The sequence below is a fragment of the Silicimonas lutimaris genome, from assembly GCF_047314965.1.
Lineage (GTDB): Bacteria > Pseudomonadota > Alphaproteobacteria > Rhodobacterales > Rhodobacteraceae > JAVJUV01.
The window spans coordinates 47001-65862 of sequence record NZ_JBLBVK010000036.1 but is presented as its reverse complement, the minus strand read 5'-3'; the positions used below and the strand labels follow the sequence as shown (position 1 = coordinate 65862).

Genomic DNA, 18862 nt, shown 5'->3' with positions numbered 1-18862 from the left:
CAACTCTCTCAACAAGACGTTCTCCTGCCTCTATCAGGCGGCCGACTTCGATGCGGGGCTGAAACGCGCATAAAATGTCTGCCCTTTGCCCGCGACGTCGGCCAAAAGACTTGGTGTCTTGAAGCGTGGACCTTCATCAGCAAGACTGTCGCAGATTTCAACGGCTTTCGCGGGCCCGATCATGTCCAGCCATGAGAAGGGCCCGCCGGACCAGGGGGCGAATCCCCACCCAAGGATGGCGCCAACATCTCCCTCGCGGATATCTTCCAGCACACCTTCCTCAAGCGCCCTGACAGCTTCCAGAACCTGCGCCATCATCAGGCGATGCTGAACAGTAGTCAGTTCGGGCTGATCGTCTGAAATCTTGTAATGGTCCCTCAGACCTTCCCAGAGACCAGTACGCCTGCCCGCGTCGTCATATGCATAAAATCCCGCCTTGGATTTTCGACCCAACCGCCCCTGGTCCGCCATCCAGAACAGGACTTCGTCTACGGCCCCATCCGGATAGCAATCGCCCATCGCCGCCTTTGTCGCCTTTGCAATCTTCACACCCAAATCGATCGAAGTTTCGTCAACCAACTGCAAAGGACCTACCGGAAATCCGAGCAATCTGGCCGCATTTTCGATCAGAGCAGGTTCCACGCCCTCACCCACCATCCTGATGCCTTCGTTAATGTAGGGAATGATGCAACGATTGGCGTAGAAGAAGCGGGCATCGTTCACGACGATGGGTGTCTTGCGAATTTGGCGCACGTAATCGAGCGCTTTTGCAACCGCCCGATCACCCGTGTCATACCCCTTGATGATCTCGACAAGCAGCATCTTGTCGACCGGTGAGAAGAAGTGGATGCCAATAAACTGTTCCGGCCTCAAACTGGCCTTTGCCAACTCGGTAATGGGCAACGTGGATGTATTGGTCGCAAAAATGCAGTCCTCGTCGACAATCGCCTCGACCTTCTTTGTCATCTCGGCCTTGACTGCCGGGTCTTCGAAGACGGCTTCGACGATCAGGTCGCAGTCCGAAAGTTCACCCAGATCAGTCGTGGCCGCGATACGTCCGAGAACCTCGGCCTTCTTTTCCTCGGTCACTTTCCGGCGCTGCATTCCCTTGTCCAGAATGCCTCCGGAATATGACTTACCCTTGTCCGCCGCCTCCTGGCTTTGGTCTATCAGCACAACTTCGATTCCAGCGTTGGCACTGACATATGCAATGCCCGCACCCATCATTCCTGCGCCCAGGATACCGACCTTCTTTACCTTCTGATCGGGCAAATCCGGACGGTTGGCGCCTTTTTCAAGCGCCTCCTTGTTGATGAAAAGAGAGCGGATCATGGCCGACGACGTCGGATCCATGAGGACTTGGGTAAAATACCGGGCCTCGACGCGAAGTGCCGTATCGAACGGCAACATCGCACCTTCGTAGATGGCGCTGAGCAAGGCCTTTGCTGCGGGATATACGCCCTGGGTCTTGCCGTTGATCATGGCGGATGCGCCAACAAAGGTCATGAAACCCTGCGGGTGGTAGGGCTCCCCTCCGGGCATCTTGAAACCCTTCTGGTCCCAAGGCTTGACGATGTCGGCGTCGGTTGCCGACAGCACCCACTCCTTGGCCTTCGTCAGAAGTTCACCGGCCGGAACGACCTCGTCGACAAGCTGCGCCGATTTGGCTTTTGCCGGTTCAAGCATCTTGCCTTCAAGCAACACAGGGGCGGCGGCCAGGGCGCCAACCATCCGGGAGTACCGCGTGGTACCGCCGGCGCCAGGAAAGAGACCCACCAGAATCTCGGGCAAACCGATGCGTCCCTTTGGATTGTCCGACATGAACCGCTTATGGCAGGCCAAGGCGATTTCCGTGCCGATGCCGGCACAAATGCCGGGTATCGCACAGGCAATCGGCTTGCCGCCCTTGTTGGTCTTCGGGTCCATTCCGGCGCGCTCGATCTTACGCAGGATCCGATGACCGTTCATTATGAAATCGAACAGCGCCGGAGCCGGATCATCACCTGCAGTGGATTTGATGCTGGCGAGCACGTTCAGGTCCATGCCGCCGGCAAAACTATCCTTGCCCGAGGTTATGACGATCCCCTTTACGTTTTCGTCGGCCAGCGCATCATCGACAAACCCTTCAACAAGCGCAAACGCCTCGCGGGTCAGCACATTCATCGATTTGCCCGGCACATCCCAGGTGATGACGGCAACGCCATCCTCATCAAGCGCATAGGTAAAGTCTGTCACAAGTGACCTCCTGGAAGCATGGTTGGAACGATTTTCGCCGCGGCGAACGGTGTTCCGCTGCCTGACAACTGGTCCGACTGAAACGACCTCAGTTCAGGACACGTGAATTCTTCGATCTGGGCACTTCGGACAGAGCCTCGGTAAAGGCCGGCGTCACATACTCGACCATGAGGATCCGGGCGATGCCGAGCGGATCCCTTCCGCAGTAATATTTCACTTCTCCGGAAGCCACTGCATGCCCATCTGCGCCCAGATAGTTCCACGCCACGAAGACAACGCTCGATGTGCTTTTTGGAGAGACCTGCACTGACTTTATTTCGTGTTCCAGCAGAACCGAGCCTCGATCCCTTGCAGCTTCCATAAGCCGAAGGAGCGATTTCTTGGTATCGGCGTGCGTGGCACTCAGGCTGATGCCGTTGTCTGTGTAGATCGGCAGCACTGGCGCAAAAAGCTCTACAAGCGCGTCTAATCGCCCGGCGTTGAATAGCCGATTCATCTGACGAATCAGAGCTCTTTCGTAATCGCTCACAAACAATTCCGATTTCTACGGCGCTGCGACTTTTGCAACTGACCAAACTACCCCTTGCTGACAAAGTACTGGAGTTTAAGCCAACCGCAAGACGCACCGGATAAAATCCATATCTGTGTGACAATGTTAAACTCGCTCGATGATTGTTGCTGCCCCCATCCCGGAAGCAACGCATAGCGTGGCAAGACCGACCTGCTTGTCTTGCCTCTCAAGCTCATCGAGCAAAGTGCCAATGATTATGGCTCCCGAGGCGCCAAGTGGATGACCCATTGCGATCGCACCACCGTTCACGTTGAGCCGGCCATGATCAACATCGAACGCCTGCATGAAACGCAACACGACAGAGGAAAACGCCTCGTTCACCTCGAAAAGGTCGATGTCGGAAATGGCCATGCCACTGTCGGCAAGGATCTTCTGGGTAACGGGAACCGGACCGGTCAACATGATCGTCGGGTCGGTTCCGATCTTGGCAGTTGCACGAATGCGGGCGCGTGGTTTCAGTCCGTTGGCTTCGCCAAAATCCTTCGATCCAACAAGGACAGCGGCCGCTCCATCCACAATACCCGACGAGTTGCCAGCGTGGTGGATGTGATTGATCTTCTCCAGATGGGGGTACTTCATGAGCGCCACCTTGTCGAAGCCGGGCATAACTTCGCCCTGGTCCTTGAAAGACGCTTTCAGTGCACCAAGCGCCTGCATGTCGGTTCCAGGCCGCATGTATTCGTCGCGGTCCAAGATCGGCAGACCGTTCTGGTCCTTTATCGCCACAATCGACCCACTGAACCGGCCGTCATTCCAGGCTGCTGCAGCGCGCCTCTGGCTCTCGACTGCGAAAGCGTCGGCATCGTCGCGGCTTATGCCATATTCGGTGGCAATGATGTCGGCCGAGATACCCTGAGGCACAAAGTAGGTTTTCATAGCGACGGAAGGATCGACGGCAATTGCGGCACCGTCCGAGCCCATCGCGACCCGGCTCATGCATTCGACACCACCGGCGATATAGGCATCGCCCGCTCCTCCACGAACCTGGTTTGCGGCAAGGTTGACCGCCTCCATTCCAGATGCACAAAAACGATTGATCGACAGACCGGGAATGCGCTCGTCCAAATCGCTCGCCAGCACCGCAGTCCGGGCAAGGCAACCACCCTGCTCTTTTACCTGAGTGGCATTTCCCCAAATCACGTCTTCAACCGCATGACCATCGAGTCCGTTGCGCGATTTTATGGCGTTCAACATGTCCGCCGAGAGCTTCACCGGCGTGACTTCGTGTAGGCTGCCATCGGGGCGACCCTTGCCTCGTGGCGAGCGCAGAGCGTCGTAGATGAATGCTTCCCGCATGGAGTCTCCTTAACTTCCGCGTTTCAGGTCCGGAAATGCCGGCCGCATCAGATCATATGGGTGCTTCCAACCGTCCAGTTCCGAGAGTCGGGTGAGCCAGCGGTCGATATGCGGCCAATCCGCACGCTCGAAGCCGAACGGTTCGTCGTAGTAAAGGTAGCCGCAGCAAGAGAAATCTGCATTCGTGACGCCGCGTCCTGCAACCCAGTCACGTTGCGTCAGATGTGTCTCAAGAACCCGAAGCGCGGCCTTGAACCTACCTTCCAGAAAAGAGATCACCTCGACGGGACGCTTTTCAGGCGCCAGAAAATTCCTGAGGAATCGAACCGTTCCTGCCTGACTGGAGAGTTTGTGGTTATCCCAGAGAATCCAGCGCAGAACCTCTCGCTTCTCCTCGGCCGTTTCGCCGGCAAACCTGCCAGTTTTTTCACTGAGATAGCCAAGAATCACGCCAGACTGTGAAAGACGAACTTCTCCGTCTACAAGGACCGGCGCTTCACCCATCTCGTTGACATTCGACAGATACTCCGTAGTGCGCCCGGCGCCGTTAAAGAAATCCAGATGAACCGGCTCCCATTCGATGCCGGATAACTCCAAGGCCAACGCCGCCTTGTAGCTGTGCCCGCTTTCGCCGAAACAATGGAGTTGCATCATCAGATTTCCCTTTCTGCCGGTCAATGAATCGAGCCGGCCGTTTGTGTCTCCTGAACTTAACCCCGCGTTAAGTTATGAGCGCATAAAGGCAGAATGCGGCACAAGCTAGTGATGCTAGGGCCGCGCAAGCCCTGGCTCCGCCATCTGCGTCATGTTTGAACCAACGGTTGGCGGAGCTACCACGCTGGTCTCTTCTGTAAACCCAATGAGGCCCCACACTATTTCTTTCGTGCCTCAAGCTCGGAATTGAAGATCCGGAGACGTGCGGCCAGATTGTCGTGGTCCATCACAGAGTTGAAATTCTCGAAGAGAAAAGAAAGGGCTTCCCCCTCGTCCAGACCGGCTTCCGATGAGAACTTCTTTAGTCGCCGGTAGCCGTCCTCGGTCATGGCTACCGGAAATCGGCGGGTCAGGCGCAGGCGCTTTGGCATGTCTCCTCCTGTTGCAGACGAAAAGGGCGGTCAAATGCCCGCCCTGATCTCTTAGAAGTTCGCCGCGTCAAGCGCCATCACCGGTTCTGCTCCGCTTGTGATTCGGGCAAGATGCATTCCCGTCGCCGGAAGTTGCCGCGCCATGTAATAACGGCCGGTTGCAATCTTGGTCTTGTAGAAATCCGTATCGGACGAACCGGCCTCTAGGGCATCCATCGCTGCCTTAGCCATCCGTGCCCACATGAAACCAACAGCGGCATGCCCGAAGAGATGCATGAAATCATATGATCCCGCCAGAGCGTTCAGCGGGTTCTTCAAGCCCTCTTGCATGAAGTACATCGCCGCTGCCTGCAGATCTTTCGACGCCGCCTTCAGGGGCTCCAGGAACCCAGCTTTCAATTCGCCGTTGCTCTCATTCTCCTTGATGAATGTCTTCACCAGATCAAAGAACGCCATCATCGTCTGGCCGCCGTTCATTGGTAACTTTCGCCCCACGAGGTCCAGAGACTGGATGCCGTTGGTGCCCTCGTAGATCATCGCGATCCGCGCATCGCGAACGAATTGCTCGATTCCCCACTCCTTGGTGAAACCAGAGCCACCAAGGGTCTGCTGCGCCAGAACACAGGTCTCGAAGCCCTTGTCAGTCAGAAAACCTTTCATGACCGGGATCAGAAGCGAGATCATCGCCTCGGCTTTCTCGTCATTCAGGCGCTGCGAACGGTCGATCAGTTCGGCCCCCCAGAAAACCAGCGCCCGACCGCCTTCAACCAGAGACTTCTGATCCATGAGACCGCGACGGACGTCCGGGTGCACTATGATCGGATCGGCCGGTTTCTGTGGCTCTTGAACTCCGGTCACATCCCGCCCTTGCAAACGGTCGCGCGCAAATCCCAGGGCATTCTGATATGCGACCTCGCCTTGGGTGTAACCCTGCAAAGCAACGGAAAGGCGTGCCTCGTTCATCATTGTGAACATGGCACGCATGCCTTTGTGCATGTCGCCGACCAGCCAGCCGGTTGCGCCGTCATAGTTCATTACGCATGTAGCATTGCCGTGAATGCCCATCTTCTCTTCGAGACCGCCGCAGGACAGGCTGTTGCGTTCACCCAAGGTCCCGTCTGCTTTGGCCAAAAACTTCGGAACTACGAAAAGGCTGATGCCCTTGATGCCTTCGGGACCACCCGGAATTTTCGCCAATACAAGATGTACGATGTTGTCGACCAAGTCGTTCTCGCCACCCGAGATCCAAATCTTCTGACCTGTGATCCTGTAAGAGCCATCATCCTGAGGTTCTGCTCTGGTACGGATCAAGGCCAGATCCGTTCCGCAATGCGGTTCAGTCAGGTTCATGGTGCCCGACCACTCTCCCGAGTAGATCTTGGGCAGATATGTTTGCTTTTGCTCTTCGGAGCCATGGACAGCCAACGCGGATGCAGCGCCATGCGACAAGCCGACATACATCTGAAAAGCCATGTTCGCTGTCGAGAATAGTTCACCTGTCGCAGTGTTCAGTAGATGCGGCATACCCTGGCCACCAAATTCTGGACTGGCGTCGAGACCCATCCAGCCTCCTTCAGCCATCTGTCTCCAGGCATCCTTGAACCCCTCCGGAGTCCGGACAACGCCATTTTCAAGAACACATCCCTGCTCGTCTCCAACCTTGTTCAATGGCTGAAGAACAATGGCTGCAATTTTTCCTGCTTCATCCAGAACCGCGCCGGTGAACTCGCTGTCGAGATCTGCATAACCCGGAATATCGCTGTCCGAGATCCTCAGCACTTCGTGCAGGATGAACTGTTGGTCTTTGACGGGTGGAATATAGGTGGCCATTACTTGGGTCTCCCTGAACAAATAAGACTATTCTGCAGCCTGAGCGTTTGGGTTCTTCAGAGACTCGATCATCTCCTCACCCCATCTGAGCTGATCGCGAAGATCGGCAATTGCTTCGTCCAGTTCGGCGCGCTGTTGCTCCATGTCGACCAACCGCTCACGTCCCAGCTCATAGGCCCGGGTCATCTGGGTCAGGTTCTGGCTGGACGGATCATAGAGATCGAGCAACTGCCGAATATCCTCGAGGCTCAGGCCAAAGCGCTTGCCTCGCAGGATCAGCTTGAGCCTTGCCCGATCTCGACGGGTAAACAAGCGGTGTGTTCCACGGCGAACCGGAAAGAGTAATTCCTTGGATTCATAAAACCGAAGTGTGCGGGGCGTCACATCGTACGCGTCACACATCTCGCGAATGCTCATGTAGGTATCGGTCATGGACAATCTCCAGAACTTGGCGGCACACAAATGCTGGTCTGGCCTTACACCTGCAAGCCTACATGACGTTTACGTAAACGTAACGTCGCGTCACGCCTGCCGCTGCCTAATTTTTTGATGTTTTGACGCTACGTTCCGAGAAACTTTGGAGTGGCTTGCTGTCGTAGTTCGGACGTCAATTCAGTGAATTCGCGACCTCAGATCGAATCTTCCGGAGGTCCTCGATCGTCTCATCCAGCGCCAAACGTTCCTTGCTGAGCGCCTCCAATTGGCGGTCGGCAAGACGGAGAAATTCCCGAAACTGCGCGTCTGTTCCCTGCTCTTCGTAAATCAGGAGCCATTGTCTGATTTCTTCAAGTGAGAAGCCCCAGCGACGACCACGGAGGATCAGGGTCATGCGTGCAATCTCACGCGACGCATAGAACCTGGAGCGGCCCTCTTTCTCGGGAGCCAGGAGTTCGATGTATTCGTAGTAGCGCAACGTTCGCGGCGTTACGTCGAAGTGCGCACACATCTCTTTAAACGACAGACGCTCAGGCATTCTCGTCCTCCCGTCGTCAAATTAGAGTCCTTGGCAGCCCGTATCAATGGAATTGACGGGCCTTGCTCTTGGTGTGGTTCACAGCCGATAAGACGGCCATCAGAAAGATCGATACATGGACCAGGAAAAAAAGATCCAACTGGCGCGCCAGTTCATCTCGGCACTCCCGTATGCCCGGGCACTGTCACTCGAGATGGAGGAAATCGGCGACGGCCGTGCCGTCATCTCGATGCCGTACAACGAGTCACTGGTGGGGGATCCCGTCACTGGAGTCATTCACGGAGGCGCCGTTTCGGGGTTGATGGATACAACAGGCGGTGCGGCCGTAATGAGCCATCCTTCAAGTCCAGGCGGCACGGCAACCATTGACCTTCGGATCGATTACATGCGGGCAGCGACGCCAGGTCAGCGAATTGTTGCGCGAGCGGAAGTCTATCATATCACGCGCAGCGTGGCTTTCGTGAAGGCCGTCGCTCTAGACGAGGACGAAAGCAACCCTGTTGCAACCGCGACGGGTGCATTCACAGTAGAGCAAGGTTTGAAGCGCTAATGGCAAAGGGGACTCCAGAACCAGTCCAGGTGGTCAAACAGCGCCGCGACAGCGCTTTAGCAGCTCTCGTCTCAGGCATACCGTTCGCCAGTTTTCTTGGCATCAGTTTCGACAGGCGCGGAGACGAACTGACCGCGGTACTCACATTTGACGACAAGCTGATCGGCAACCCGATGTTGCCCGCCCTGCATGGCGGTGTTACGGCAGCATTTCTGGAAACCGCCGCACTGGTGGAACTGGGTTGGCAGGGGCTTTGGGAAGAAATCGAAAGCGGTAAAAGAGACGCGCGCATGCTTTCGCCGGAAACCCTGCCGCGGATGCCCAAGACGATCGATTTCACCGTCGACTACCTGCGGTCCGGCCTGCCCCGTGACGCCTATGCTCGGGCCCGGGTAAACCGGTCAGGGCGCCGCTATGCCAGCGTCCATGTCGAAGCCTGGCAGGACAACCGATCGCGTCCCTTCGCGCAGGCCAGCGGTCATTTCCTGATGCCTCCGCCCTCCGGATGACCGACGCCCTGGCTCATCCCCCAAAACCGATAACTCATCGCCGCGTTCTTGCTATCGCGTTGCCTATCGTCCTCTCGAATGCAACCGTGCCAATTCTCGGTGCAGTCGATACCGGAGTCGTTGGCCAGATCGGCGACCCTGTGCCGATCGGTGCCGTTGGCATCGGCGCTGTCATTCTCTCGGCAATCTACTGGGTATTTGGATTCCTTCGGATGGGAACTGTGGGGCTGACGAGCCAGGCCCTCGGCGCCGAAGATCAGGGAGAAGCGGACGCCCTACTGTCCCGTGCGCTTCTGATCGGCCTGGCGGGAGGGGCGGCGCTTGTAGCGTTACAGATTCCTTTGTTTGCAGCCGCTTTCATGGTGTCGCCGGCTTCGGAACAAGTAGAGTCCCTCGCGCGTGACTACATGACCATCCGCATCTGGTCGGCACCGGCCGCCATCGCGATCTTTGGAATTACAGGTTGGCTGATAGCGTCGGAGCGGGCACGCGCCGTTCTTGCCATGCAACTCTGGATGAACGGCCTGAACATCGCTTTGGATATCATCTTCGTCATCGGGCTGGGCTGGGGAGTCGAGGGAGTGGCCTTTGCAACCTTCCTCGCGGAATGGTCCGGACTTGCCCTTGGATTATGGCTCTGCGGCGCGGCCTTTCGCCGTCCTTTCTGGCGGCAATGGGCTCGCGTAATGGATCGGGCACGCCTTTGGCACATGGCCGCTGTCAATCGCGACATTCTTCTCAGATCGCTGCTTCTGGAAACGATCTTCGTATCGTTCCTTTTCTTCGGCGCGGATTTCGGAGACGTTCCGCTTGCTGCGAACCAAGTCCTTCTTCAGTTCGTGCATGTCTTTGCCTATGCGCTCGACGGCTTCGCGTTCTCCGCCGAAACACTGGTTGGAAACGCAAAAGGCAGGCGCGACCCAACACGATTGCGGCGTTCGGCAATTCTCACCTCGATCTGGGGCATGGTTGCAGCAGTCATGCTGTCGCTCGCGGTCGCGCTTTTCGGTGCCGCGCTCATCGATCTCATGACGACTTCGCCCGAGGTGCGCGCCGAGGCCAAGACCTATCTTCCTTGGGTTGCAGCAGCGCCCATTCTCGGCGTCGCAGCCTTTCAGCTAGACGGGATTTTCATTGGTGCCACTCAGGTGCGGGACATGCGCAACATGATGTTTCTATCTTCCGCAATCTACTTCGCAGCAACGGCAACCCTGATTCCGACTCTCGGCAATCATGGATTGTGGTTAGCATTAATGATTTCCTATGCAGCGCGCGCGCTGCTTCTGGGCTGGAAATATCCAGGTCTAGAACGGACCGCCGCGTGATCAGCTCCGATCCAGAATCTCGAGAACGGACTCTGGCGGGCGACCAATTCGCGCCTTTGAGCCGCTGAATACGACCGGACGTTCAATCAGTTTCGGAAACCGAGCCATCGCGGTGACAAGTTCGGCCTCGCTGCTTTCAGATCCAAGTCCACTCGCTTTCCACTCGGCTTCACCTTTCCGAACAAGGGCCGATGCGGGCAGTTCAAGAGCTGAAAGTGCGTCCCGCAATTCTGCCTGTGAAGGTGGGTCTTCAAGATAAAGCCGCACCTCGGCGACGATTCCATTTTCTTCAAGCAGCTTTAGCGTTGCACGCGATTTCGAACACCTTGGATTATGCCAGATCACCAAGCTCACAGCCAATCCTCCACCCCGGTTCCAACTGCCTCCGACACATTCTGAAATCCATCGTTGACCAGCATCTCCTCGAGGCCTCGCGCGATCCTCTCCGCCAGCGAAAGCCCCTGATATACCATGGCCGTGTAAAGTTGCACCGCCGAGGCACCAGCCCTGATCTTGGCATAGGCGTCCGCCGCTGACGCGACGCCTCCAACGCCGATCAACGGCATCGAGCCTCCGGTCTCCCTGTAGAGACGCGCAAGAACCCGAGTTGAAGGAAGAAAAAGCGGACGGCCGGAGAGCCCGCCCTTCTCATTCCGGTGGCGGCTAACAAGACCTCCGCGCGACAGTGTTGTATTCGTTGCGATGATTCCGGTTACACCAGCCTCGATCGCCACGCTTCCGATTTCGGCCAATTCGCTGTCCTTCAGATCAGGCGCGATTTTCAGAAAGATCGGAACTGTTCCACGCTCAGCCATGACACCGGACAACAAGCCGCGCAAAGCTTCGGCACCCTGCAGGTCGCGAAGCTTTTCAGTGTTCGGCGAGGATACGTTGACGGTGGCGAAATCCACGAGAGTACGGGCCACGCGCATCACTTCGGCGAAGTCGCGGGCGCGATCGGGACTGTCCTTGTTGGCCCCTATGTTGAGACCTACGGGAATACCCTCAGGCCTCTCGGCCAGCCGGTCGGCAATGGCCTCGATGCCATCGTTATTGAAGCCGAAGCGATTGATCGCAGCACGATCCTCGCGCAGCCGGAATAGTCGCGGGCGCGGATTCCCGGGCTGCGGCCGCGGTGTTGCAGCCCCCACTTCGATGAAACCGAAACCGGCCTGCATCAGCGGGGCAATCGCCATCGCGTTCTTGTCGAAACCTGCCGCGAGACCAACTGGATTCGGCAGCAACAGATCACCAAGCCGGGTTTCAAGCCGCGGAGACCGGACAGGCCCAGGTTGGGGTGCGAATGGTGTGTGCAGAGCCTTCAGCGCAAAGCTGTGTGCCATCTCGGGATCGATCCGGTTCAGGACTGCAAGACCCAGCCGTTCGATCACGATAGCAGATCCCCAAATTCGTGACCCTTCGCACCAAGCGGCAGGTCCCTGGTCCAAAGAATGTCATCGATGCGCAGGCGCCGGTATAAGTGCGGAAAGAGTTGACCGCCGCGCGACGGTTCCCATCGAAGATCGTCTCCCAGCAAGTCTGAATCAAGCGCCAACAGCTTGAGATCCGTTTCGCCGGAAAAATGCTTGGCGGCCGTTTCGGCGACTTGCTCAACTGTGGAAAAATGGATGAAACCATCCGCAACATCCACAGGCGCTCCCTCTGTTTCGCCTCGCCGGACGAAGTCGTCGTTCTCAACCGAACGGAATATCTTGTAGATCGTGACCATGAGTGCTCAGTGACAAGGCAGACTGCCGGGGTCAAGCTACTTGACGCTGCGACAGCGCAACTGCCTTTTGACTCGCCGTCCGGTTGGCGTCACTCTCTTCCGAAGAACAACCGACAGGGGGATTCCCAAAATGATTATCAAACTGCTTTCGGGCAGCGCCATTCTGGCGCTTAGCGCGAGCGCTGCGATGGCAGACTTCGCGCTGACCATCCTGCACACGAACGACTTCCACGCGCGTTTCGAGCCGATCAGCCGCTTCAACTCGGGCTGTTCGGCTGAGGACAATACCGAGGGCAAGTGTTTCGGCGGCTCCGCGCGTCTCGTCACCGGCATCGAGGCCGCCCGCCAGCGCGCGGGCAACACGCCCGTTCTGCTGGTCGACGGCGGCGACCAGTTTCAGGGCACGCTGTTCTATACCTTCTACAAGGGCAAGCTCGCCGCCGAGATGATGAACAAGATGGGCTACGACGCAATGACCGTCGGCAACCACGAGTTCGACGATGGTCCCGAGGTCCTCAAGGAATTCACCGCCGCAGTCGATTTTCCGATCCTGATGTCGAATGCCGATATCAGTGGCGAACCGATCCTGGCGGGCGCGATCCAGAAATCGGTCGTGATCGAAAAGGGTGGCGAGAAGATCGGTCTGATAGGGTTGACGCCCGAGAACACCGACGAACTGGCCTCGCCTGGCCCGAACATCGCGTTCTCTGATCCGGTCCCCGCGGTGCAGACTGAGGTCGACCGGCTGACCGCCGAGGGCATCAACAAGATCGTCGTCCTGTCCCATTCGGGCTATGCGACGGACCAACGCGTCGCGGCGGAGACCACCGGGGTCGACGTGATCGTCGGCGGGCACTCGAACACGCTTCTGTCGAACTCGGTCGAAGGCGCTGCCGGACCCTATCCGACCGTGGTGAACGGCGTGCAGATTGTCCAGGCCTTCGCATATGGCAAGTACCTGGGGGAGCTCAGCGTCACCTTCGACGACGACGGCAACGTCACCGAGGCGACCGGCGATCTTGTCATTATGGATGCGGCCGTAACTGAGGACGAGGCCACCAAGGCCCGCGTCGCCGAAGCCGCCGTGCCCCTCGACGAGATCCGCAATGAGGTCGTGGCCCAAGCCGCACAGGCCATCGACGGCGAGCGTTCGAACTGCCGCTACAGGGAATGCCAGATGGGCAACCTCGTGGCCGACGCGATGCTCGACCGAGTCAAGAGCCAGGGCATCCAAATCGCCATCGCCAACGGGGGTGGGCTTCGTGCCTCGATCGACGAGGGCGACATTACCAAAGGCGAGGTGCTGACGGTTCTGCCGTTCCAGAACACGCTCTCGACCTTCTTCATCCCGGGCGCAACGGTTAAAGAGGCGCTCGAGAACGCCGTTGCCCAGTACGACGATCCTGACAAGGACGGCCGCTTTGCGCAGGTTTCAGGGATGAAATACACGATCGATCCGGCGGCAGGCACGGGCCAGCGCATCGTGGACATAATGGTCGACGAGGGCGGAACATGGGTGCCGCTCGATCCGGCCAAGATGTACGGGGTCGTCTCCAACGACTTCGTGCGTCGTGGCGGCGACGGCTACGGCATGTTCGCGAATGCCGAGAATGTCTATGACTACGGCCCCGACCTTGCCGACGTAACGATTGAGTATCTGGTAAAACAGGGACCCTACACGCCCTACACAGACGGCCGGATTACCGTGAAGGAGTGATCTTTTCTGCCTGATGACAAACGGGCCGCCCTCTGTGGGGCGGCCCGTTTTTCTGCGTATTCCAAAGATATGCAAAGCGTCGGCTAAGTGTATTGCACCTGCATGCTGTGGGCATCACTCAGATCTAGGACTTTCGAAAAGCCCTCCAGACGCTCAGCCATGAACGTGAAATCGCTCAAGCGCGTCCGGCAGTGCCCGACAGCATCAGCGGATCGATCCCCAACGTTCTGAGCGCTGCGCTCCACTTCGTTTCGTCGTTCTCACCGAAGACGATCTCGGGCGCGGCATCGCAGGTCAGCCAGCCATTCTGCAATATTTCGGCTTCAAGCTGACCGGGGCCCCATCCTGAATATCCCAGCGCCAGCAACGCCGAACTGGGGCCGTCGCCTCTGGCGATCTGCTCGAGAACATCCATTGTCGCGGTCATGCTGTAGGAGTCATCCACCTCGAGCGTCGAGCCTTCTGACCGGTAATCGGATGAGTGCAAAACGAAGCCGCGGCCGTGCTCCACAGGACCGCCGAAATGGATACGGATCTCCCGCTTGGGATCACCGACATCAAATCCAAGCTGTTCGATCAGCGCCGCAAACCGCAACTCAGGAGCGGGCTTGTTAACAATCAGGCCAAGCGCGCCTTCCTCGGAATGGGCGCACATGAAAACCACGCTGTGCTCAAAACGCGGATCCCCCATTCCGGGCATGGCAATCAAGAGTTTGCCTTCAAGACTATCGGGTGCGCTCATATATAACAGAATGGGGAAGCAAGTGAGTTCGATCAAGAGGATCGGCCACAACACTCACGCTCCGTGACCTGAATGTGATTTCAATTTCAACCTTTGTTCGGCGTATTGGATTTGTGATGTTGGCACGTTCGATCATGACCACGGCTCTTGCCGTCATTCTGGCCCTGCCCGCCTCGGCGCAGGTTCCGGATGACGTCGCACAGATCGGAATCGTTCCCGGCTGGCGCGACGCAGATGGGCGGCACATAGCTGGCCTGTCCATCCGACTGGCACCGGGGTGGAAAACGTATTGGCGTGCGCCTGGCGAAGGCGGTATTCCCCCATCCTTCAACTGGTCCGGGTCCTCGAACATCGCTGACGTCGACGTGCACTATCCGGTACCGGAAGTCTTCAACCAGAACGGCCTGCGCTCAATCGGCTATAAAGACAGCGTGCTTTTTCCGCTGCTGATCGACACGCACGACCGCGCCGGCACGATCCGTCTGATGGGCGAGATCGAAATCGGTGTTTGCGAAGATATCTGCATTCCCGTGACGTTCCGCATCGCCGCTGAACTCACTCCCGCCCGGCACGATTCAAGCGCGTTGAAGGCCGCTCTGGATGATCGTCCCTCTATCGGCGGCGAACTGCGCTGTGAGATTTCTCCGATCTCGGACGGGCTTCGCGTGGGCGTCGAGACCGATGTGGCGAAGATGGACGGGGAAGAAGTCGCCGTGATCGAAGCTGGCGAGTCGGGTCTCTGGATATCGGAGGCCACGGTCAGCCGCACCGGAGTGACACTACGCGCCGAGGTCGAAATGGTCCCTCCAAGCGCCACGCCCTTTGCGCTCGCACGCTCGGACGTCCGGCTGACAATTCTTGCCGGCGGCAAGGCCGTCGAGGCGTTGGGGTGCGACTGACGCCCTCAGGTACTTGCCCGCCGCGCCGCCATTCGAACGCTGGCAAGCAACCAGACAACAATTGTGATAGCCGCCGACACTGCAACAAACACGCCCAGCGCGATCGGAGCAGATGTGCCGCCGCCAAGCGCGGCGGGCATGGCTCCCCTGACGATTACCGAACCGAGGGTAAAGACGAATGCAACCGTCATTCCAAGCGCCGCAACGCCCAGCGCAAGGCCCATGCCGGGCGCGCGCGCGCCGCTTGCGAAGGCCCGACGTGCTGCCCGGATATTCCTGCCAAGATCATGCCCGATCGCAAGTAGAGCGGGCACGACCAGCAGTACGAGCACGAGCCCGAAACCAAGACCATAGGTCAGCGTGATAACCGTCGGTTTCAGGAACTGCGCGTCTTTCGATGTCTCGTAGAGCAGCGGCGCAAGCCCCAGAACGGTCGTCGCCGTGGTCAGGAACACGGGCCTCAGTCGGTCAGCGGCCGCATCAATGATTGCCGGGAACAGACCCCTGTCCTTGGAGTAATCGTCAACGGTCGTCACAAGAACGATCGAGTCGTTGATGATGATGCCAACCATTCCTATGAGGCCGACAACCGAAAACATGGAGAGTGGCACTTCCCAAAGGTGGTGACCCCAAATCGCGCCTACAAGTCCAAAAGGAATGATTGCCATCACCACGAATGGCCGCGGCCAGGACGAGAACACCCACGCCAGCGTCAGGTAGATTCCCGCGAGGCACAGGACCAGGCCAGTCAGGGCGTCGGCAAGGAAATCGCGCTCTTGCTCTGCAAGACCGGACATATAGGTCGAAATCCCGAAATCCTCTTCCAGTTTCGGCAGGATGACCTCACGAATCTCGGTTGAAATCTCGGTGGCGCGGTCGGGGTCGTCCTCGGACAGATCACCCGTCACTGACACGACGCGTATCCCGTTCTCGCGCCGGATCGTCGAGAATCCTGTGCGGCGTTCGACCGTGACGATATCGGCCAATGGCACATAAACCCCCTGTCCCGACTGTGTCGGTCCGGTCCGGATCAACATGCGCTCAAGGAAATCGGCGGTCAGTTCGCCGGACGGCAGCTCTACGCGAATCGCCGCCGAGCGAGGCCCGTCGGGATAGGTGGCCGCCTCGATCCCGTTCAGGCGCGCGCGCAGCGTTCCGCCCAGATCGTCAATGGTCAGCCCTAACGCCTGCCCCTGCGGCGTCAACTCCAGAACCAGCTCTTCCTTGTCATAGGCAAGATTGTCCTCCAGCGCCGACACTTCTCCATAGCGCACGAGTTGAGCTTTCAGGTTCTCAGCGGCGGCTTTCAGCGTTTCCGAGGATGCGCCGGACAGCTCGATGTCGATCGCGTCGCCACCTGGCCCCCCGCGCCAGCCGCGGAAACTGATGGTCTCCAGCATCGGATGACGCGGAACGGCGTCCTGCAGTTCCGCAACGAAGGCGAACGAAGAATACGGACGCAGATCGGCATCAATCAGTTCGATCGCGATCGACCCCAGCTGGTCCGTTTCCTTTGTCTCCTCACCCGCAAGGCCACGCCCTGTCGTTCCACCAATCTCGGCCAGCGCATAGCGGATCGGGTTTCGACCATGCTCGGCCTCATACTTGACGCCAAGTTCCTCGACGGTCTTCTGAAGCGTGCGCATGACCTCGACCGTGTCGTCACGCGTCGCACCCGGCACCATGGCAAAATTGCCGGTGACCGAAGACTGTTCAGGCGCGTTGAAGAAGCGCCATTGCAAGTCACCGCGAATGAAAAGCGCAACCTGGCTGGCCAGAATGACAATCACGAACGCGATAACCGGATAGCGGGCCACGATCACACCCGCCATCAGCGGCCGGAACAGGGTTTCTCTGATCCAGCGGAAGCCCCTGTTCACGAAACGAGAAGGCCAGTCGTACCAGTGTTCCTTGGCTGTGTGGGTCAACGCATGCTTCATATGATTAGGCAGGATCAGGAAGCATTCGACCAGCGACGCAGTCAGAACCACGATGACCGTAAACGGAATATCGGCAATCAGGTCGCCAAAGCGTCCCCCGATGGCGACTAGACCAAAGAAGGCAATAATGGTCGTGATCGTCGCCGAGAAGACCGGCGTGAACATGCGCCGCGCGGCATTCTCAGCCGCCGTGGCTGGGTCCTCGCCAAGGCGTCGAGCACGGAAATCGGCGTGCTCGCCCACGACGATGGCATCGTCCACAACTATACCGAGGGTGATGATCAGCGCGAAAAGCGAGATCATGTTCAGCGTCAATCCGGCCATCCACATGATCGCGATCGCCGCGGTCATCGCGACCGGAATCCCGGCTGCCACCCAAAGCGCGGTGCGCGCATTGAGGAACAGGAACAGCAACAGCACCACGAGGCCAAGCCCCATGGCGCCGTTGTCCAGAAGGATGTTCAGACGCGCGGTTATCGACTCGGCAAGAGTACGGATCAGATCGATTTCGACGCCGGTGGGAAGGGTCCGCTCCATCTCGGCAGCGACCTCTTCGACAGTCCGCTGCATGCGGATCGCATCGCCCTGAGCCGAGCGGTCGACTCGGATCGATATGGCTGGATCAGGCCCCACGAAATACGCGCGCTCGCGATCGATGCCCTCTACCCGAATACGGGCAACGTCGCCGATCCGCAGTTGTGTGCCGTCGTCGGACGATCGCAGAACGATATCTGCGATCTGGTCTGCCGAGCGTTTGGCGACACCGGTGCGCACGCGGGCAGCGCCAGAAACATCACCCGCGGGGTCAGCTTCGGCCTCTTCTGCAATCGCGTCAGCGATCTGTCGCATCGTGATGTCGTGACGGATCAGATCAAGCGAGGTGACTTCGACAATCGTTTCGGGGGCCGCAAGCCCCCTGATGGTGGTACGGGTCACCCCCTGCGCGAATAGCCGCTGGACGAATTCATCGGCAAAGTTCGCGAGCTGATCGACCCCGACCGGCCCCTTTATGATGACGTCCGTCACCCGGTCCGACCAGCGCCCGCGACGGATCTCCGGGTCGTCGGCATCTTCTGGGAGATTGTTCACACCGTCGAGCGCGGTCTGCACGTCCTCTTCTGCCCGATCCATGTCATAGCCCGGCTCGAATTCCAGGCTGATCGATGCGCTGCCTTCGCGGGACGTCGCCGAGGTTTCAGACACCCCGTCCACACCCTGCAGCGCGGGCTCCAGTACCTGGACAATAGCGGCGTCCACGTCCTCGGCCCCGGCCCCATCCCAGGTGACCGATATATCGACATCGTCGACAATGACGTCCGGGAAGAACTGAGCCCTCATCTGGGGTATTGTGTAAGCACCGGCGAAAAGAAGGATCAGAAGCAGAAGGTTCGCCGCCGTTCGGTGGCGCGTGAAATACGAGAGTATGCCACCCGTGGCGCGGGCCAGATCACGGGCCATGAC

18 protein-coding genes are annotated in these 18862 nt (G+C 58.4%); 5 read left to right on the top strand and 13 right to left on the bottom strand.

Translation table 11 applies throughout. The features are described 5' to 3' along the window. Positions 1-33 precede the first annotated feature (33 nt). The 8 genes from ACKLNI_RS03885 to ACKLNI_RS03850 all read right to left on the bottom strand — a co-directional run bounded on the left by ACKLNI_RS03885 (position 34) and on the right by ACKLNI_RS03850 (position 7990). Positions 34-2235, bottom strand: a complete 2202-nt coding sequence (locus ACKLNI_RS03885; protein WP_413717707.1) for a 3-hydroxyacyl-CoA dehydrogenase NAD-binding domain-containing protein — start codon at positions 2233-2235, stop codon at positions 34-36. Positions 2236-2323: 88 nt separating this feature from the next. Beyond that, positions 2324-2764, bottom strand: coding sequence for a hypothetical protein (locus ACKLNI_RS03880; protein WP_488199637.1), 441 nt, complete (start codon positions 2762-2764; stop codon positions 2324-2326). Between the two features lie 126 nt (positions 2765-2890). Continuing rightward, positions 2891-4102: an acetyl-CoA C-acetyltransferase gene (locus ACKLNI_RS03875; RefSeq protein ID WP_413717705.1), complete on the bottom strand. Its 1212-nt coding sequence runs from the start codon at positions 4100-4102 to the stop codon at positions 2891-2893. A gap of 9 nt (positions 4103-4111) precedes the next feature. Next, a complete protein-coding gene (locus ACKLNI_RS03870; protein ID WP_413717733.1) occupies positions 4112-4753 on the bottom strand; it encodes a glutathione S-transferase family protein in 642 nt (213 codons plus the stop codon). A gap of 221 nt (positions 4754-4974) precedes the next feature. Further along, complete coding sequence (locus ACKLNI_RS03865; RefSeq protein ID WP_413717704.1) at positions 4975-5187, bottom strand: hypothetical protein; 213 nt, start codon at positions 5185-5187, stop codon at positions 4975-4977. 51 nt (positions 5188-5238) lie between these two features. Then, the gene (locus ACKLNI_RS03860; RefSeq protein WP_413717703.1) at positions 5239-7017 is read right to left on the bottom strand and encodes an acyl-CoA dehydrogenase C-terminal domain-containing protein; all 1779 of its coding nucleotides are present in this window, start codon (positions 7015-7017) and stop codon (positions 5239-5241) included. Positions 7018-7044: 27 nt separating this feature from the next. Continuing rightward, positions 7045-7449: a MerR family transcriptional regulator gene (locus ACKLNI_RS03855; protein ID WP_413717702.1), complete on the bottom strand. Its 405-nt coding sequence runs from the start codon at positions 7447-7449 to the stop codon at positions 7045-7047. A 175-nt stretch (positions 7450-7624) separates the two neighbouring features. Next, positions 7625-7990 (bottom strand): MerR family transcriptional regulator, encoded by a 366-nt coding sequence (locus ACKLNI_RS03850; RefSeq protein ID WP_413717701.1) that lies wholly within the window; start codon positions 7988-7990, stop codon positions 7625-7627. A 115-nt stretch (positions 7991-8105) separates the two neighbouring features. Here ACKLNI_RS03850 and ACKLNI_RS03845 point away from each other — a divergent pair, with 115 nt between their 5' ends. From ACKLNI_RS03845 to ACKLNI_RS03835, 3 genes are read left to right on the top strand one after another with little or no spacing between them, the layout of a single operon-like run. Further along, complete coding sequence (locus ACKLNI_RS03845; RefSeq protein ID WP_413717700.1) at positions 8106-8540, top strand: PaaI family thioesterase; 435 nt, start codon at positions 8106-8108, stop codon at positions 8538-8540. Further along, positions 8540-9049, top strand: a complete 510-nt coding sequence (locus ACKLNI_RS03840; protein ID WP_413717699.1) for a PaaI family thioesterase — start codon at positions 8540-8542, stop codon at positions 9047-9049. Before ACKLNI_RS03845 ends, ACKLNI_RS03840 begins: the two co-directional genes overlap by 1 nt. Then, positions 9046-10374 carry an MATE family efflux transporter gene (locus ACKLNI_RS03835; protein WP_413717698.1) on the top strand — a complete coding sequence of 443 codons (1329 nt, stop codon included), beginning with the start codon at positions 9046-9048 and terminating at the stop codon, positions 10372-10374. Before ACKLNI_RS03840 ends, ACKLNI_RS03835 begins: the two co-directional genes overlap by 4 nt. On the opposite strand, the gene arsC is transcribed toward ACKLNI_RS03835, so the two are convergent. From arsC to ACKLNI_RS03820, 3 genes are read right to left on the bottom strand one after another with little or no spacing between them, the layout of a single operon-like run. After that, positions 10375-10728 carry an arsenate reductase (glutaredoxin) gene (arsC, locus tag ACKLNI_RS03830; protein ID WP_413717697.1) on the bottom strand — a complete coding sequence of 118 codons (354 nt, stop codon included), beginning with the start codon at positions 10726-10728 and terminating at the stop codon, positions 10375-10377. After that, the gene (locus ACKLNI_RS03825) at positions 10725-11765 is read right to left on the bottom strand and encodes a quinone-dependent dihydroorotate dehydrogenase (RefSeq protein ID WP_413717696.1); all 1041 of its coding nucleotides are present in this window, start codon (positions 11763-11765) and stop codon (positions 10725-10727) included. The genes arsC and ACKLNI_RS03825 overlap by 4 nt, the downstream gene beginning before the upstream one ends. Then, positions 11762-12103 (bottom strand): DUF952 domain-containing protein, encoded by a 342-nt coding sequence (locus ACKLNI_RS03820; RefSeq protein WP_413717695.1) that lies wholly within the window; start codon positions 12101-12103, stop codon positions 11762-11764. Before ACKLNI_RS03820 ends, ACKLNI_RS03825 begins: the two co-directional genes overlap by 4 nt. A 130-nt stretch (positions 12104-12233) precedes the next feature. Here ACKLNI_RS03820 and ACKLNI_RS03815 point away from each other — a divergent pair, with 130 nt between their 5' ends. Beyond that, positions 12234-13820 carry a bifunctional metallophosphatase/5'-nucleotidase gene (locus ACKLNI_RS03815; RefSeq protein ID WP_413717694.1) on the top strand — a complete coding sequence of 529 codons (1587 nt, stop codon included), beginning with the start codon at positions 12234-12236 and terminating at the stop codon, positions 13818-13820. A gap of 175 nt (positions 13821-13995) precedes the next feature. Here ACKLNI_RS03815 and ACKLNI_RS03810 read toward each other — a convergent pair whose 3' ends face one another. After that, positions 13996-14562: a YqgE/AlgH family protein gene (locus tag ACKLNI_RS03810; protein ID WP_413717693.1), complete on the bottom strand. Its 567-nt coding sequence runs from the start codon at positions 14560-14562 to the stop codon at positions 13996-13998. A gap of 116 nt (positions 14563-14678) precedes the next feature. Here ACKLNI_RS03810 and ACKLNI_RS03805 point away from each other — a divergent pair, with 116 nt between their 5' ends. Further along, complete coding sequence (locus tag ACKLNI_RS03805; RefSeq protein WP_413717692.1) at positions 14679-15461, top strand: protein-disulfide reductase DsbD domain-containing protein; 783 nt, start codon at positions 14679-14681, stop codon at positions 15459-15461. 5 nt (positions 15462-15466) lie between these two features. Here the strand turns inward: ACKLNI_RS03805 and ACKLNI_RS03800 are convergent, their stop codons facing one another. Next, positions 15467-18859, bottom strand: coding sequence for an efflux RND transporter permease subunit (locus tag ACKLNI_RS03800; RefSeq protein WP_413717691.1), 3393 nt, complete (start codon positions 18857-18859; stop codon positions 15467-15469). Positions 18860-18862 lie beyond the last annotated feature (3 nt).

What these genes read in the sequence shown, in the direction of transcription:
- ACKLNI_RS03840 (WP_413717699.1), top strand. Translation starts at nt 8,540, where the DNA reads ATGGCAAAGGGGACTCCAGAACCAGTCCAGGTGGTCAAACAGCGCCGC.
- ACKLNI_RS03805 (WP_413717692.1), top strand. Translation starts at nt 14,679, where the DNA reads ATGTTGGCACGTTCGATCATGACCACGGCTCTTGCCGTCATTCTGGCC.
- ACKLNI_RS03850 (WP_413717701.1), bottom strand. Translation starts at nt 7,990, where the DNA reads ATGCCTGAGCGTCTGTCGTTTAAAGAGATGTGTGCGCACTTCGACGTA.
- ACKLNI_RS03860 (WP_413717703.1), bottom strand. Translation starts at nt 7,017, where the DNA reads ATGGCCACCTATATTCCACCCGTCAAAGACCAACAGTTCATCCTGCAC.
- ACKLNI_RS03835 (WP_413717698.1), top strand. Translation starts at nt 9,046, where the DNA reads ATGACCGACGCCCTGGCTCATCCCCCAAAACCGATAACTCATCGCCGC.
- ACKLNI_RS03865 (WP_413717704.1), bottom strand. Translation starts at nt 5,187, where the DNA reads ATGCCAAAGCGCCTGCGCCTGACCCGCCGATTTCCGGTAGCCATGACC.
- ACKLNI_RS03800 (WP_413717691.1), bottom strand. Translation starts at nt 18,859, where the DNA reads ATGGCCCGTGATCTGGCCCGCGCCACGGGTGGCATACTCTCGTATTTC.
- ACKLNI_RS03855 (WP_413717702.1), bottom strand. Translation starts at nt 7,449, where the DNA reads ATGACCGATACCTACATGAGCATTCGCGAGATGTGTGACGCGTACGAT.
- ACKLNI_RS03870 (WP_413717733.1), bottom strand. Translation starts at nt 4,753, where the DNA reads ATGCAACTCCATTGTTTCGGCGAAAGCGGGCACAGCTACAAGGCGGCG.
- ACKLNI_RS03810 (WP_413717693.1), bottom strand. Translation starts at nt 14,562, where the DNA reads ATGAGCGCACCCGATAGTCTTGAAGGCAAACTCTTGATTGCCATGCCC.
- ACKLNI_RS03820 (WP_413717695.1), bottom strand. Translation starts at nt 12,103, where the DNA reads ATGGTCACGATCTACAAGATATTCCGTTCGGTTGAGAACGACGACTTC.
- ACKLNI_RS03845 (WP_413717700.1), top strand. Translation starts at nt 8,106, where the DNA reads ATGGACCAGGAAAAAAAGATCCAACTGGCGCGCCAGTTCATCTCGGCA.
- ACKLNI_RS03875 (WP_413717705.1), bottom strand. Translation starts at nt 4,102, where the DNA reads ATGCGGGAAGCATTCATCTACGACGCTCTGCGCTCGCCACGAGGCAAG.
- ACKLNI_RS03815 (WP_413717694.1), top strand. Translation starts at nt 12,234, where the DNA reads ATGATTATCAAACTGCTTTCGGGCAGCGCCATTCTGGCGCTTAGCGCG.